The organism is Streptomyces sp. SGAir0957 (assembly GCF_043523415.1).
Genome location: NZ_CP027293.1, coordinates 5038949 through 5053142, shown reverse-complemented (window position 1 = coordinate 5053142; position 14194 = coordinate 5038949). Strand labels below are relative to the sequence as shown.

The 14194-nt window shown below is 72.1% G+C and carries 9 protein-coding genes; 2 read left to right on the top strand and 7 right to left on the bottom strand.

The window, feature by feature from the left end:
* Positions 1–51: 51 nt before the first annotated feature.
* From C1N81_RS27655 to C1N81_RS27640, 4 genes are all read right to left on the bottom strand, one after another.
* Complete coding sequence (locus C1N81_RS27655) at positions 52–1674, bottom strand: serine/threonine-protein kinase (RefSeq protein WP_394438280.1); 1623 nt, start codon at positions 1672–1674, stop codon at positions 52–54.
* 123 nt (positions 1675–1797) lie between these two features.
* Positions 1798–4173, bottom strand: a complete 2376-nt coding sequence (locus C1N81_RS27650) for a protein kinase (protein WP_394433499.1) — start codon at positions 4171–4173, stop codon at positions 1798–1800.
* Between the two features lie 260 nt (positions 4174–4433).
* On the bottom strand, positions 4434–6491 hold the full coding sequence (locus C1N81_RS27645; RefSeq protein ID WP_394433498.1) for a serine/threonine-protein kinase: 2058 nt from the start codon (positions 6489–6491) through the stop codon (positions 4434–4436).
* A 196-nt stretch (positions 6492–6687) separates the two neighbouring features.
* Complete coding sequence (locus C1N81_RS27640) at positions 6688–8394, bottom strand: glycerol-3-phosphate dehydrogenase/oxidase (protein ID WP_394433497.1); 1707 nt, start codon at positions 8392–8394, stop codon at positions 6688–6690.
* A gap of 224 nt (positions 8395–8618) precedes the next feature.
* Here C1N81_RS27640 and C1N81_RS27635 point away from each other — a divergent pair, with 224 nt between their 5' ends.
* Together C1N81_RS27635 and C1N81_RS27630 are read left to right on the top strand one after the other, a co-directional pair.
* On the top strand, positions 8619–9872 hold the full coding sequence (locus tag C1N81_RS27635; protein ID WP_394433496.1) for a nucleotide sugar dehydrogenase: 1254 nt from the start codon (positions 8619–8621) through the stop codon (positions 9870–9872).
* 61 nt (positions 9873–9933) lie between these two features.
* A complete protein-coding gene (locus C1N81_RS27630) occupies positions 9934–10497 on the top strand; it encodes a hypothetical protein (protein ID WP_394433495.1) in 564 nt (187 codons plus the stop codon).
* A gap of 78 nt (positions 10498–10575) precedes the next feature.
* Here the strand turns inward: C1N81_RS27630 and C1N81_RS27625 are convergent, their stop codons facing one another.
* The 3 genes from C1N81_RS27625 to C1N81_RS27615 form a co-directional block, all read right to left on the bottom strand.
* Positions 10576–11700 (bottom strand): GuaB3 family IMP dehydrogenase-related protein, encoded by a 1125-nt coding sequence (locus tag C1N81_RS27625; protein WP_394433493.1) that lies wholly within the window; start codon positions 11698–11700, stop codon positions 10576–10578.
* A gap of 102 nt (positions 11701–11802) precedes the next feature.
* Entirely contained in the window at positions 11803–13305 is a 1503-nt protein-coding gene (gene guaB / locus C1N81_RS27620) for an IMP dehydrogenase (protein WP_394433491.1), read from the bottom strand.
* A 150-nt stretch (positions 13306–13455) separates the two neighbouring features.
* On the bottom strand, positions 13456–14043 hold the full coding sequence (locus C1N81_RS27615) for a sigma-70 family RNA polymerase sigma factor (RefSeq protein WP_394433490.1): 588 nt from the start codon (positions 14041–14043) through the stop codon (positions 13456–13458).
* Positions 14044–14194: the final 151 nt, after the last annotated feature.

Genomic DNA, 14194 nt, shown 5'->3' with positions numbered 1-14194 from the left:
AACGTTTCCGAAATAGGTGGGCGCAGGTGTGCGGACAGGGCCGCCGAGGCACTACTGAGGTGGTTCCCAGCCGCGCAGAATGGCGTCGAACCGCTCCCGCGCGCCGGGCCATTCATCCGCCGGCGCGGAGAGGTAGATGGCGTACTCCGTGCCGTCCGCCTCCCGGTACGTCTCCTCGATGGCGCGGCGCGGCCCGGACGTCGCGTCCTTGTTCCCGGCCGTCCACGTGAAGTCCCACAGCGAACCCTGCCGGTCGCGGAAGTAGTTGGAGTCGAGCGCGATCCGCCGGTACTCGGGCAGGTTCTTGCTGAGGTTCTTCTCCAGGTCCAGCTGGTGCTGGTAGGAGTCGCGCCACTGCGAGTTCCGGTCGATGGCGATGCGCAGGAACTGCTGTCCGTCGTCCGGTGTGTAGTCGATCTGGGTGCCGTTCACCTGCCGCGTCCAGCCCGGCGGCAGCATGAGGCTGAACCCCTCGACGTCCTTGACCTTCACCCAGTCCTCGGGGATCGCCCCGGTCCCGGCGTCCTGCCCGTCCTTGCCGCCGTCCTTGCCGTCGTTCTTGTCGCCGTTCTTACCGCTGTCGCCCTGATTGCCGCCGGTCGCGCCCTGGCTCGACGCCGCCCCGTCGCCGTCGTCGCGGCCCTCGTAGTACTTGGCGCCGACCAGCGCGCCGCCGCCCCCGATGACCAGGGCCGCGACCCAGACGGCGACCATGCGCGGCCAGCGCCGCCGCTGCGTGGACGGCGGTACGGGGTTGGTCACGGAGGTGGAGGTGTGCGGGTGCGGGGCGGGCGCCGGGGCAGGTATGTGGGTCTGGGTGTGCACACGTGTCGGCACATACGCCTGGGCCGCGCCGGCGGACCGCCCCTCGGCCGCCTCGGCGAGCATCAGCTCGGCCTCGTCCGCGGTGGGCCGCGCGGCCGGGTCCTTGCGCAGCAGCGCGCTGATGACCGGCCCCATCGCCCCCGCGTGCCCGGGGACTTCGGGCTCCTCCTCGATGACCGCCTGCATCGTGCTGATCGGCGACGTGCGCCGGAACGGCGAGACGCCCTGGACGGCCGTGTAGAGGGTGGCGCCGAGGCCCCACAGGTCGGAGGCGGGGCCCGGCTCGGAACCGCTCACCCGCTCCGGGGCGAGGTAGTCGACGGAGCCGACGATCTCGCCGGTCCTGGTGATGGTCGAGTCGCCCTCGACCTGCGCGATCCCGAAGTCGGTGAGCTTGACCCGGCCGTCCTTCGCGAGCAGCACGTTGCCCGGTTTCACGTCGCGGTGCAGGACCCCGGCCCGGTGGGCGGCGCGCAGCGCCCGCAGCGTCCACAGGCCGATCCGGGCGGCCTCGGCGGGCACGATGCGGCCGTGCTCCTTGACCGCGTCGGCGAGCGAGGGGCCCTCGACCAGCTCCATGACGATCCAGGGCCGGTCGTCGTGTTCCAGCACGTCGTGCACGGTCACGACGGCGGGGTGGTTGATGCGCGCGGCGGCCCGCGCCTCCGTCTGCGTCCGCGCGAGCAGGACCGCGCGGTCCGCCTCGGACACCCACTGAGCGGCCGTCAGCTCCTTGACCGCGACCTTGCGGTGCAGCACTTCGTCATGCGCGCTCCACACCCGGCCCATGCCGCCGCGCCCTATGGATTCGCCGAGGCGGTAGCGGCCCGCGAGGAGCTGGCCCTGCATCTGATTCACGTTCCCACCCATGGTCTTGACGTGCCCACACTAGGGAGCGGGCGCCTCTCAAGGAACAGGCGGGGTGCCATGGAGACAGCACTGTGACGCGGCTCGCGTCCGCTACCTCCCGATTCAGCCGCGGTACTGGTAAGTAGCCGACGCCTGGTCGTACAACCGCGTCACCTCGTCGCGCTCCGCCTCCGGTCCGCGGACCTGGACGACGTGGTACCTGCCGCCGACGATCATGGCCAGATTCCGTACGAAGACTTCCCGCCCGTCGGAGCCCTGCCAGGTGAACTGCCCCTCGGCCATGGTCCGTCCACCGACCTCGACGGTCTTCATGCCGCTCGACGTGGCCCACGTCGAATCGCGGAACGGCTGCAACTCGCGCTCGTCCTCACGCTGGTACTTCATCGGATCACCGCCGTACGTGGCCGTCGTGTCGCGGCCCGGGACGACGAGCAGCTCGAACCCGCCCTGCGTGTACACCACTTGTCCCCGCCCGTTCTTCGCCTGCCGCTGCCACCCCTTGGCGACGGCGACCTCGAACCCCTCGGGGTCCTTGCGCAGGGCGAACCCGGCGGCGACGTCGGACTGCGGCTGGGTGCTGGACGGCTCGGAGCTGTCCTTCCGGTCCGGCTTCGCGGCGGAAGCGGGCGCCGACGGCTCCTGGGAGCGCTGCGGGGCGCCGCCACCGATGGAGTTGGCGTTCTCCCGCGTCCCCGACGCGTTGTCGTCCTTCGGCATGAACGCCATCGCGTACGCCACCGCGCCGACCAGCCCCGCGAGCACGAGGACGAGCAGCCACCGCCCGAGCGACCTGGGCTGCCGCCCGGCCCGCTCACGCGGCGCGCGCGGCGCCTTCGGTATCCGCTCGGCCTTCGGCGCCCTCGGCGCCTTCGGGGGCTTCGGGGGCTTGGCCGGCTTCGGTGCGCGCGCGACCCGCTCGGCCCGGCCCCGCTTGTGCCGCCCGTGCCGGCGCACCAGTTCGCCGCGACGGCGTTTGACGGGCAGCCGGGTGGCGTCGAAGGGGGGCGCCGGTACGACGTTCACCCCCGCGTCCGGCTCGGGCGCCGAGCGCACGAGGGAGCGCAGCCAGCCGCGCAGCTCCTCGAAGTCGAGCCGCTCGGTGGGGTCCTGACGCAGCAGCGACTCCACGACGGGCCGCAGCGGCCCGCACTCCTCGGCGAACGCGGGCGGCTCCGCGCACACCATCTGGACCAGCTCGGGCGTGGACTCCTCCGGGTACGGGGCGTGCCCCTGCACGGCCCGGAAGAGCAGTGCCCCCAGCGCCCACAGATCGGTGGCGGGCCCGACGGGCGCCGCCAGCTGCCAGCTGTCCTGCACGGGATACGCCTGCTCGGGCGCCCACCGCTCGGTGACGGGCCCGACGACGGTCATCCGCACCTGCCGGGCACGCTCGGCGGCGACCCCACTCAACTCATTCCCGGCCCCACCGGCCAATCCGCCCCCACCGGCCAATCCAGCCCCACCGGCCAATCTGCCCCCACCGGCCAACCCAGCCCCTCCGGCCAACCCAGCCCCTCCGGCGTTTGAGGAGCGGGGTCCGGGGCGGAGCCCCGTGTCCTGATCGCCAACGTCGGCGCCGGACACAAGCTCATCCCACCGCGCAGGCCGCACGCCGGGGCCGGAGGAACCTGCCTCGACCTCACGCCCGGGCCGGGGCACAGCCCCATGCCAAGCCTCCCCACCCGCCGCGGCCCGCGCCCCCGCGCGATACGCGGCGATCGCCCCCGCCCGAGCGGCCCGGAACCCCTCGGGATCATCAGGCCCAGCGACGGGCAGAGCCGGGGCGGACGGCGCGGAGGACTGCGACGGCAGGGAGACGGGCGCGGGCTCGGCCACCTCGACGGCAGCCCCGAACCCGTACCCGGGCCCGTCGCCCGAGGGCTCACCCGGCGCGGAGGGCCGCGGATCGTACCCGCACAACGCCTCCTCCGCCGCGCCCGCCGCCATCCCGGTGAGCACGACCCGCCCGTCGTCGCAGACGAGCACGGTCCGCGCGGTGAGGTTCCGGTGCACCCAGCCGTGCGCGTGCAGCGCCCGCAGCGCGGTCAGCACGTCGGAGGCGACCTCCGCGGCCCGGTAGGGGCTGAGCGGCGCCTCTTCGAGCAGCGCGGCGAGCGGCCGCGCGGCGACGACCTCGCTGACGACCCACAGCGACCCGCCCTCGGCGAACACGTCGAAGACCTGGTCGAGCCGGGGGTGGTCGGGTATCTGCGCGGCGGCCTGCGCGGCCTCGATGGCCCGCGCCACGGCGGGTTCGGCGGCGCCCCGGGCCGGCGCCCCGGGCCGGAACCCCTCGGGGAGGCCGTCAGCGTCGAGCACCTCCGCCTCGACGACCTCCGGTAACGGCACCTGTCTGACGAGGACTTCCTGCCCGCTGTAGGTGTCGAAGGCGCGGCTCTCCGAGAACTCCTGGGCGTCCGGCGCCGGAACGGGAAGACGGTAACGGTCGGCGAGCACCCGTCCCGCGTACTCGTCCACGACGCCTCCCCAGATCCGCCCTGCGGTCAATTCCGTTCGCTATGTGCCCAGTTGTACGTACTGATGCGGCACGACGCTTCCGTATACGGCTGCGCACGGTCCGCAAGCACTCACGATACGTGCCGAAAGCGTCCGGAGTTGAGAATCGTCAGCTTTCCCGGACCGGGGTACCCACGACCGGGCTTCTCATGGCCCGGGTTCTCAGGACATGGCTCCTGATGACCCGGGCTCGCACGACATGGGTTCCATGACCCGGTCTCTCACGACTTGGGCGAGAACGACTCCGTGAACGTCTTCCACGCCGTCTTGCGCTGCTCGCCGCTCCAGTCGGCGTCCTTCGCCGTGTACATCAGCCCGTACCCCAGCGACCCGCTGACCACGAAGCCCCGGTCCACCGAGCGGTACTTCGTGCCCCCGTCGACGTAGGTGAACTCCCAGTCGGCCGTGTTCCAGCCGCGGTAGTCGACCGACGCTATGCGGATGCGGTCGTACTGGGACCGCCGCATGTAGTTCTCCTGGTTCTGCCAGTCCTTGACCGGGTCGGACTTCGGCGAACTGGTCCAGCCGACCAGGAGCTTCTGGGAGTCGGGGCCGGTGAAACGGGCCCCGGCGGCGCTGGTCGAGACGTACTTCCAGCCCTTGGGCAGGTCGATCGAGAAGCCCTGGGAGTGCTTGTACGTCTTGGCGTCGGGGTCGGTGCCGTCGCTGCCCGGCGAGGCGCCCTGGCCGGAGGTCGCACCGGAACCGGACGCGGAGGCGGACGCGGAGGCGCCGCCGCCCTTGTCCTGGTCGGACCCCTTGCCGGAGGAGTCGTCGTCCTTGCCGGAACCCTTGTCCGAGCCCTTGTCGTCGCCCTTGCCGCTGTCCGTGTCCTTGCCGTCGCCCGCGCCCGCGGACGCGGTGGTCCCGGCGGAGGCGGCCGTGTCGCCGCCCTTGTCGCCACTGGCCTTGTCGTCACCGCCGCCGAGCGAGACGGCGAGGATGATGCCGAGGACGACGAGCACCACGACCGCCGCGATGATCACGAGCGTGCGGCGCGGTACGACATCGGTGATCGACGCCTTGCGCGCGGGCGTGCGCGGCGGCGGCCCGCCGTGCTGCGCCGGGATCCGGCCGGACGCCGCGCCCGCGGAGGCGGAGACGGCCGTCTTCCGGGCCTCGGGCTTCTCGCGGGCGGCCGTGGCGGCGGCCGCGGCCTTGCGCACCGACTTCAGCGCGCCCCGCAGCCGCTCGGCGGCCTCCTCGCCCTTGGCCGCGACGGCTGCCCCGGCCTTGCCCGGCGTCTTCTCCGACGGCGGGACGGGCGGCAGCGGTACGACCTTGGTGGCGTCCGCCGGTTCCGGCTCGGGGGCCGCCTCGGGCGCGGGTGCGCTGATGACGTTCTTCAGGAGCGCGCGGGCGCCCGCGTCGTCGAGGCGCTGCGCCGGGTCCTTGGCGAGCAGCCCGTAGATGACCGGCTCCAGCGGGCCCGCGTTGGCCGGCGGGTCGACCGGCTCGGTCATGACGGCGGTCAGCGTGGCGATCGCCGACCCCTTGTCGTACGGGGGGATGCCCTCGACGGCCGCGTACAGCAGGCCGCCGAGCGACCACATGTCGGCGGCGGGGCCCGGCTTGTGGCCGCGCGCCCGCTCGGGCGAGATGTAGGAGGGCGCGCCGACGAGCATGCCGGTGGAGGTGATCGAGGGGTCGCCCTCGACCTGGGCGATGCCGAAGTCGGTGAGCACGACCCGGCCGTCCTCGGCGATCAGCACGTTGGACGGCTTCACGTCGCGGTGCAGGATGCCCTCGCGGTGCGCGGAGCGCAGCACGTCGAGGATGGCGAGGCCGACCTCGGCGGCGCGCCTCGGGGTGAGCACCCCGTCCTCGCGCACGGCCTCGGCGAGGGACTTGCCCTCGACCAGCTCCATGACGATCCAGGGCCGGTCGTCCTCGTCGACGACGTCGAAGACGGTGACGGCGCCGCTGTTGCGGATCCGGGCGATCGCCTTCGCCTCGCGCAGGGTGCGCGTGATGAGGCGCCGCTTCTCCTCCTCGTCGATGCTCGACGGGAAGCGCAGCTCCTTCACCGCGACGGTGCGCCCGAGCGTCTCGTCCTTGGCCCGCCACACGGTGCCCATGCCGCCGCGGCCCAGTACGTCGCCGAGGCGGTAGCGCCCGGCGAGCAGCCGTCCGGCCGGTTCCTGGCCGGAAGCGGATCCCTGACCGGCGGGCTTGTGCCCGTCGCGATCGCCGCTCGTGTCCGGCGCGTCCTTCACGGACGCGTCCTGACGAGCGCTCTTGTCCTGACGGGTCTCGCCCGCCCGCTCCGCCTCCGACATGCGTCCCCTCTGCAACCCGCCCTGACAGAGCCTTCATTGTCCCTCACGTGGGGACCGCCCGACGCCCAGGGTCGCTCCCGCGAACGGTTGTCGGGAACGTCTTCTCTGTCCGGATCCGGGCAGCCCGCCTGCCCGTTGACCTTGTGTGACGCCACTCTTCCTGTGCGCGCCACCAAGGGCAAGGGCTACCGGCGTGTCACAGCGGGACGATGTCGGGCGCCCCGAGCCGTGCGGCGTCGGCCGTCAAGTCGTCGGGCTGCAGCTGGGACTCGCGCTCGGCCTCCACCCGCTTCTCGTAGTGCGTGACCTCCCGCTCGATCTGGTCCTTGTCCCAACCGAGCACCGGCGCCATGAGTTCGGCGGCCTCCCGCGCGGAGCGGGTCCCGCGGTCGAACGTCTCGATGGAGATCCGGGTCCGCCGCGTGAGCACGTCGTCGAGGTGGCGGGCCCCCTCGTGGGAGGCCGCGTACACGATCTCCGCCCGCAGGTAGTCGTCGGCGCCGGTCAGGGGCGCGCCGAGCCCGGAGTCGGCGGCGATCAGCTCCAGGACCTCCTGGGCCAACGCCCCGTACCGGTTGAGGAGATGCTCGACCCGGACGACGTGCAGGCCCGTGCGGGCGGCGATCCGCGCCCGCGCGTTCCACAGCGCCCGGTACCCCTCGGCCCCGACCAGCGGTACGTCCTCGGTGACGCACTCGGCGACCCGCTGGTCGAGCGCGTGCACGGCCTCGTCGACCGCGTCCTTGGCCATGACGCGGTACGTCGTGTACTTGCCGCCCGCGACGACGACGAGCCCCGGCACGGGGTGCGCGACGGTGTGCTCGCGGGACAGCTTGCTGGTGGCGTCGGACTCCCCGGCGAGCAGCGGGCGCAGGCCCGCGTACACGCCTTGCACGTCGTCGCGCGTGAGCGGCACGCCGAGCACGGAGTTCACGTGTTCGAGCAGATAGTCGATGTCGGCACTGGAGGCCGCCGGGTGCGCCTTGTCGAGGTCCCACTCGGTGTCGGTGGTGCCGACGATCCAGTGCCGCCCCCACGGAATGACGAAGAGGACGCTCTTCTCCGTGCGAAGGATCAGCCCGGTCGTCGAGTTGATGCGGTCCTTCGGCACGACGAGGTGGATGCCCTTGGAGGCCCGCACATGGAACTGGCCGCGCTCGCCGACCATGGCCTGGGTGTCGTCAGTCCACACACCGGTGGCGTTGACGACCTGCTTGGCCCGGATCTCGTACTCGCCGCCGCCCTCCACGTCCCGCACGCGCGCGCCGACGACCCGCTCGCCCTCCCGCAGGAACCCGGTGACGCGCGCCCGGTTGGCGACCTTCGCGCCGTACTTGGCGGCGGTGCGCACGAGCGTCGCGACGTAGCGGGCGTCGTCCATCTGGGCGTCGTAGTACTGGAGCGCACCGACCAGGGCGTCCTTCTTCAGGCAGGGCGCGACGCGCAGCGCGTGACGCCGCGACAGATGCCGGTGCCCGGGAAGGCCGCGCCCGTGCCCGCGCGCCATGGACATGGCGTCGTAGAGCGCGACGCCCGAGCCCGCGTACACCCGCTCCCACGCCTTGTGCTGAAGGGGGTACAGGAACGGCACCGGCTTCACGAGATGCGGAGCGAGCCGTTCGAGCAGCAGCCCGCGCTCCTTCAGCGCCTCCCGTACGAGGGCGAAGTCCAGCATCTCCAGATACCTGAGCCCGCCGTGGACCAGCTTGCTGGACCGGCTGGACGTGCCCGAGGCCCAGTCGCGCGCCTCGACGAGCCCGGTGGACAGTCCGCGCGTCACCGCGTCCAGGGCCGTGCCCGCGCCCACCACCCCGCCGCCCACGACAAGGATGTCCAGCTCACCCTCGGCCATGGTCGCGAGGGCCTGCGCCCGCTGCTCGGGTCCCAGTGTCGCTGCCTTCACTGCTGCCTCCCGCTGTCGTCGGCGCCGGCCTCACCGGCAGGTGTACCCGCCCCTGGCCCCCTCGCACGCAACACTCCGCAACCCATGGCGACGCAATACCGCATATCGGTCATATTTACTCCTAGTGTGACAGTGCGCTCGCTCGTTCCGACCACCGGGCTTGCGCACTCGTCCCGCCCCGGCTACGCGCCGGAACCGCCTCCTCGGGAAGGACGGCAACCGCCATGCCCGCAGACCTCGCCGTCATCGGCCTCGGCCACCTCGGCCTGCCGCTCGCGCAGGCCGCCGTCGCCGCACGCATCGCCACCGTCGGCCACGACCCGGACCGCGCGAAGGACCTCGCCGCAGGGCGCGTGCCGGGCGACGGCGACGACGCGGCCCTGACCGCCGCCGACGTCCGCCGCATGCTCGCCGGCGGCTTCCGCCCCACCGCCGACCCCGCCGCGCTCGGCCGCGTCCGCACCGCCGTCATCTGCGCCCCCACCCCGCCGGGCGCCGACGGCAACCCCTCGCTCGACCCCGTCATCAAGGCGACCCGCACTCTCGCCGCCCAGCTGCGCCCGCACACCACCGTGATCATCGAGTCCCCGGTCCCGCCGGGCACCACGGAGTCGATCCTGCTCCCGCTCCTCGAAGAGGGCTCACGCCTTCGCGCGGGCCGCGACTTCCACCTCGCCTACGCCCCCTGCCGGCTCGACCCCGGCAACCGCAGCCAGCCCTACGCCGCGACCCCCAAGGTCATCGGCGGCTACAGCCCCGCCTGCACCGAATCGGCGGCGACCTTCTACAGCCGCCTCACCGACAAGGTCGTCCGCGCCCGCGGCCCCCGCGAGGCCGAGACGGTGCACCTCCTGGAGACCAACTACCGGCACGTCAACATCGCCCTGGTCAACGAGATGGCCGTGCTCTGCCACGACCTCAACGTCGACCTGTGGGACGTCATCCGCTGCGCCGAGACCAAGCCCTTCGGCTTCCAGGCGTTCCGGCCAGGACCCGGCGTCGGCGGCCACGCCCTCCCCCAGGACCTCACCTCCCGCCACCTGCCCACCCGCCCCCTGCGCATGGTCGAACTGGCCCGCCAGGTCAACGACCACATGCCGTCCTACGTGGTCCAGCGCGCGGCCACGCTCCTCAACGAGCACGGCAAGTCGGCCCGCGGCGCCCGCGTCCTCCTCCTCGGCATCACCTACAAGCCCGACCTCGCCGACCGCCAGGGCTCCCCCGCCCAGGAGATCGCCACCCGCCTCATGCAGCTCGGCGCCGCCGTCAGCTACCACGACCCGTACGTACCGTCATGGAATGTCCTGAACCGGCCGGTCCCGCGCGCCGATTCGCTCTACGAGGCCGCCGCCGACGCCGACCTGACGATCCTGCTCCAGCACCACCGCACCTATGACCTGCAAGGTCTCGCGGTGAAGGCGCAGCTCCTGCTCGACACCAGAGGAGCGACTCCGGCAGGGGCGGCACACCGGCTCTGACTGATAATGTGCGGCCCTTCATGGGCACAGTCGTGCCCATCTTCACTCTTCGGGGGACCGCATGACCCAGCCGCCACCGCCACAGGACGCCAACCCGTACGCCCAGGACCAGCCGCCCGCGCCGCAGCCCGCCTACGGCCAGCCGCAACAGCAGCCGTACACCCCGTTCCCGCAACAGCAGGGCCAGCCGGGCGGTTTCGTCCCGGCGCCGCCGCAGGGCCGGAGCGGGAACGTCGCGCTCGGCATCGTCGCCGCCGTGGTCCTCGCCCTCGTCACGGCCTGGATCTACGGCGCCGTCATGAAGGCCACCGAGCACGAGATCGGCTACGCGGCCGTGGGTGTCGGCGCGCTCATCGGCTTCGCCGCGGGCAAGCTCGGCGGCCGCAACCAGGCCCTGCCGTTCATCTGCGCGGTACTGGCGCTCGGCGCGGTCTACCTGGGCCAGCTCACCGGCTACGCGATGGCCGTCGCCGAGCTGGCGCACCTCTCCTGGTTCGAGGTCCTCACCGACCACTTCGGCGACCTCAGCAAGGGCTGGAAGGACGAGGCCGACCCCATGACGTACCTCTTCCTCGTCATCGGCGCCGTCGCCGCGTTCGGCAGCTCGAAGAAGGCGGCCCTCTGACCGACAGGTCACGGACGACATGAGTGGGGCCCCGCCGAAACCGGCGGGGCCCCACTCACATCCTGCTACGACACAGCGTCAGCGCCGGTGCTGGGAATCGGCCACCGTGACCTCGACCCGCTGGAACTCCTTGAGCTCGCTGTACCCGGTCGTCGCCATGGCCCGCTTCAGCGCGCCGAAGATGTTCATCGACCCGTCGGGCGTGGACGAGGGCCCGGTGAGGACCTCCTCCGTGGTGCCGACGGTGCCGAGGTCGACCTTCTTGCCGCGCGGCACGTCCTCGTGGACGGCCTCCATGCCCCAGTGGTGGCCCTGGCCGGGCGCGTCCGTCGCGCGGGCCAGCGGGGAGCCCATCATGATGGCGTCGGCGCCGCAGGCGATGGCCTTGGGCAGGTCGCCGGACCAGCCCACGCCGCCGTCGGCGATGACGTGCACGTACCGGCCGCCGGACTCGTCCATGTAGTCACGGCGCGCGGCGGCGACGTCGGCCACGGCGGTCGCCATGGGGACCTGGATGCCGAGCACGTTGCGCGTGGTGTGCGCGGCGCCGCCGCCGAAGCCGACGAGGACACCGGCCGCACCCGTGCGCATGAGGTGCAGGGCAGCCGTGTACGTGGCGCAGCCGCCGACGATCACCGGCACGTCCAGCTCGTAGATGAACTGCTTGAGGTTGAGCGGCTCGGCGGCGCCGGAGACGTGCTCGGCGGAGACGGTGGTGCCGCGGATGACGAAGATGTCGACGCCCGCGTCCACGACCGCCTTGGAGAACTCGGCGGTGCGCTGCGGGGAGAGCGCGGCGGCGGTGACGACACCGGAGTCACGGACCTCCTTGATGCGCTGCCCGATCAGGTCGGCCTGGATCGGGGCGGCGTAGATCTCCTGGAGGCGGCGCGTCGCGGTCTCGGCGTCCAGCTCACGGATCTCGTCGAGCAGCGGCTGCGGGTCCTCGTAGCGGGTCCACAGGCCTTCGAGGTTGAGGACGCCGAGGCCGCCCAGCTCGCCGATGCGGATCGCGGTCTGCGGGGAGACGACGGAGTCCATGGGGGCGGCCAGGAACGGCAGCTCGAAGCGGTAGGCGTCGATCTGCCAGGCGATCGAGACCTCCTTCGGGTCGCGGGTGCGCCGGCTCGGTACGACGGCGATGTCGTCGAAGGCGTACGCGCGGCGGCCGCGCTTGCCGCGCCCGATCTCGATCTCAGTCACGTTGTGTGGGCCTTTCCCTCTTGGTCTGCGTGTTCCAGTATCCCCGACACACCAGTGAGGGGCGGCCCCGGCAATGCGGGACCGCCCCTCACCAGGTCGGTTCTACTTACGGCTGTAGTTCGGCGCCTCGACCGTCATCTGGATGTCGTGCGGGTGGCTCTCCTTGAGCCCCGCGGACGTGATGCGGACGAAACGGCCCTTGCTCTCCATCTCGTCGACGCTGGCCGCGCCGACGTAGCCCATCGTCTGGCGCAGGCCGCCGACGAGCTGGTGCAGGACGTTGGCGAGCGGGCCGCGGTAGGGCACCTGGCCCTCGATGCCCTCGGGCACGAGCTTGTCGTCGGAGGCGACCTCGGCCTGGAAGTACCGGTCCTTGGAGTAGGAGCGGCCCTGGCCGCGGGACTGCATGGCGCCGAGCGAACCCATGCCGCGGTAGGACTTGAACTGCTTGCCGTTGATGAACTGCAGCTCGCCCGGGGACTCCTCGCAGCCCGCGAGCAGCGAGCCGAGCATCACGGAGTCGGCGCCGGCGGCGAGCGCCTTGCCGATGTCGCCGGAGTACTGCAGGCCACCGTCGCCGATGACCGGGACACCGGCCGCGCGGGCGGCGACCGCCGCCTCGTAGATCGCCGTGACCTGCGGGACGCCGATACCGGCGACCACGCGGGTGGTGCAGATCGAGCCCGGCCCGACACCGACCTTGACGCCGTCGACACCGGCGTCGATGAGCGCCTGGGCGCCGTCACGCGTGGCGACGTTGCCGCCGATGACGTCGACGGAGACGCTCGACTTGATCTTCGACATCCAGCTCAGCGCGTTGCTGTTGTGGCCGTGCGAGGTGTCGACGATGAGGAAGTCGACCCCGGCACCGGCCAGCGCCTGGGCGCGCTCAAGGGCTTCGGGGCTCGCGCCCACGGCGGCGCCGACGAGGAGGCGGCCCTCGGCGTCCTTCGCCGCGTTCGGGTACTGCTCGGCCTTCTTGAAGTCCTTGACGGTGATGAGCCCCTTGAGGACACCCGCGTCGTCGACCAGGGGAAGCTTCTCGATCTTGTGGCGGCGCAGCAGCTCCATGGCGTCGACACCGCTTATGCCGACCTTGCCGGTCACGAGCGGCATCGGCGTCATGACCTCGCGGACCTGACGGCCGCGGTCGGACTCGAAGGCCATGTCGCGGTTGGTGACGATGCCGAGCAGCTTGCCCGACGCGTCGGTCACCGGGACGCCGCTGATCCGGAACTTCGCGCACAGCGCGTCGGCCTCGCCGAGCGTCGCGTCGGGGTGCACCGTGATCGGGTCGGTGACCATGCCGGACTCGGACCGCTTCACCAGGTCGACCTGGTTGACCTGGTCCTCGATCGACAGGTTGCGGTGCAGCACGCCGACGCCGCCCTGGCGGGCCATGGCGATCGCCATACGCGCCTCGGTGACCTTGTCCATCGCCGCGGAGAGCAGCGGGATGTTCACTCGGACGTTCCTGGAGATGCGGGACGAGGTGTCGACCGCGTTCGGCAGCACTTCCGACGCGCCCGGCAGCAGCAGCACGTCGTCGTAGGTCAGCCCGAGTGTCGCGAATTTCTCGGGCACTCCGTCGACGTTTGCAGTCATGACACCTTCCCCAAATGGCCTTGATCGGTGCGGATGTCCATGCTAACGGGAACAAGGGGTGTCTCATTCCACGAGCAAGATCATCAAGGTTCTTTGTACGTTCCCACGTACGGGGCCGGGGGCCGTGTGCTACCGCTCCCGGCCCCCGCGTTACTGCTCGGCCAGGGCCCGCAGGCGGCTGAGCGCCCGGTGCTGCGCGACGCGCACGGCGCCGGGTGACATGCCCAACATCTGCCCGGTCTCCTCGGCGGTGAGCCCGACGGCGATCCGCAGGAGCAGCAGCTCCCGCTGGTTGTCGGGGAGGTTCGCGAGGAGCTTCTTGGCCCACGCGGCATCGCTGCTGAGCAGCGCCCGCTCCTCCGGGCCGAGCGAGTCGTCGGGCCGCTCCGGCATCTCGTCGGACGGCACCGCCGTCGAACCGGGGCCGCGCATGGCCGCGCGCTGCAGGTCGGCGACCTTGTGCGCGGCGATGGCGAAGACGAACGCCTCGAAGGGGCGCCCGGTGTCCTTGTAACGCGGCAGTGCGAGCAGCACCGCGACGCAGACTTCCTGGGCGAGGTCCTCCACGAAGTGCCGCGCGTCCCCCGGGAGCCGGGAGAGGCGGGTGCGGCAGTAGCGGATCGCCAGCGGATGGACGTGCGCGAGCAGATCGTGCGTGGCCTGCTCGTCCCCGTCCACGGCGCGGCCGACGAGCGTACCGATGACCCCCTGCGGGGTCACTGCCTCGTCGTCGCGCATCGGTCCATGGTGCCTTGCCGAGGCGCGGTCCGTGACATCGCGGCCCTGGTTGTGCACCGAAGCGTTATGAGCAGGTGCGCCGGAACTCATCTCCTGCGCCCTCCCCTCTCGCTGACCCTGCTCGCCCGAATCGCCGTCCCCGAGGAACTCC

Excerpts from the sequence above, each read along its gene's own strand:
- C1N81_RS27630 (WP_394433495.1), top strand. The coding sequence starts at position 9,934 with ATGACCCAGCCGCCACCGCCACAGGACGCCAACCCGTACGCCCAGGAC.
- C1N81_RS27615 (WP_394433490.1), bottom strand. The coding sequence starts at position 14,043 with ATGCGCGACGACGAGGCAGTGACCCCGCAGGGGGTCATCGGTACGCTC.
- C1N81_RS27645 (WP_394433498.1), bottom strand. The coding sequence starts at position 6,491 with ATGTCGGAGGCGGAGCGGGCGGGCGAGACCCGTCAGGACAAGAGCGCT.
- guaB (WP_394433491.1), bottom strand. The coding sequence starts at position 13,305 with ATGACTGCAAACGTCGACGGAGTGCCCGAGAAATTCGCGACACTCGGG.
- C1N81_RS27655 (WP_394438280.1), bottom strand. The coding sequence starts at position 1,674 with ATGCAGGGCCAGCTCCTCGCGGGCCGCTACCGCCTCGGCGAATCCATA.
- C1N81_RS27635 (WP_394433496.1), top strand. The coding sequence starts at position 8,619 with ATGCCCGCAGACCTCGCCGTCATCGGCCTCGGCCACCTCGGCCTGCCG.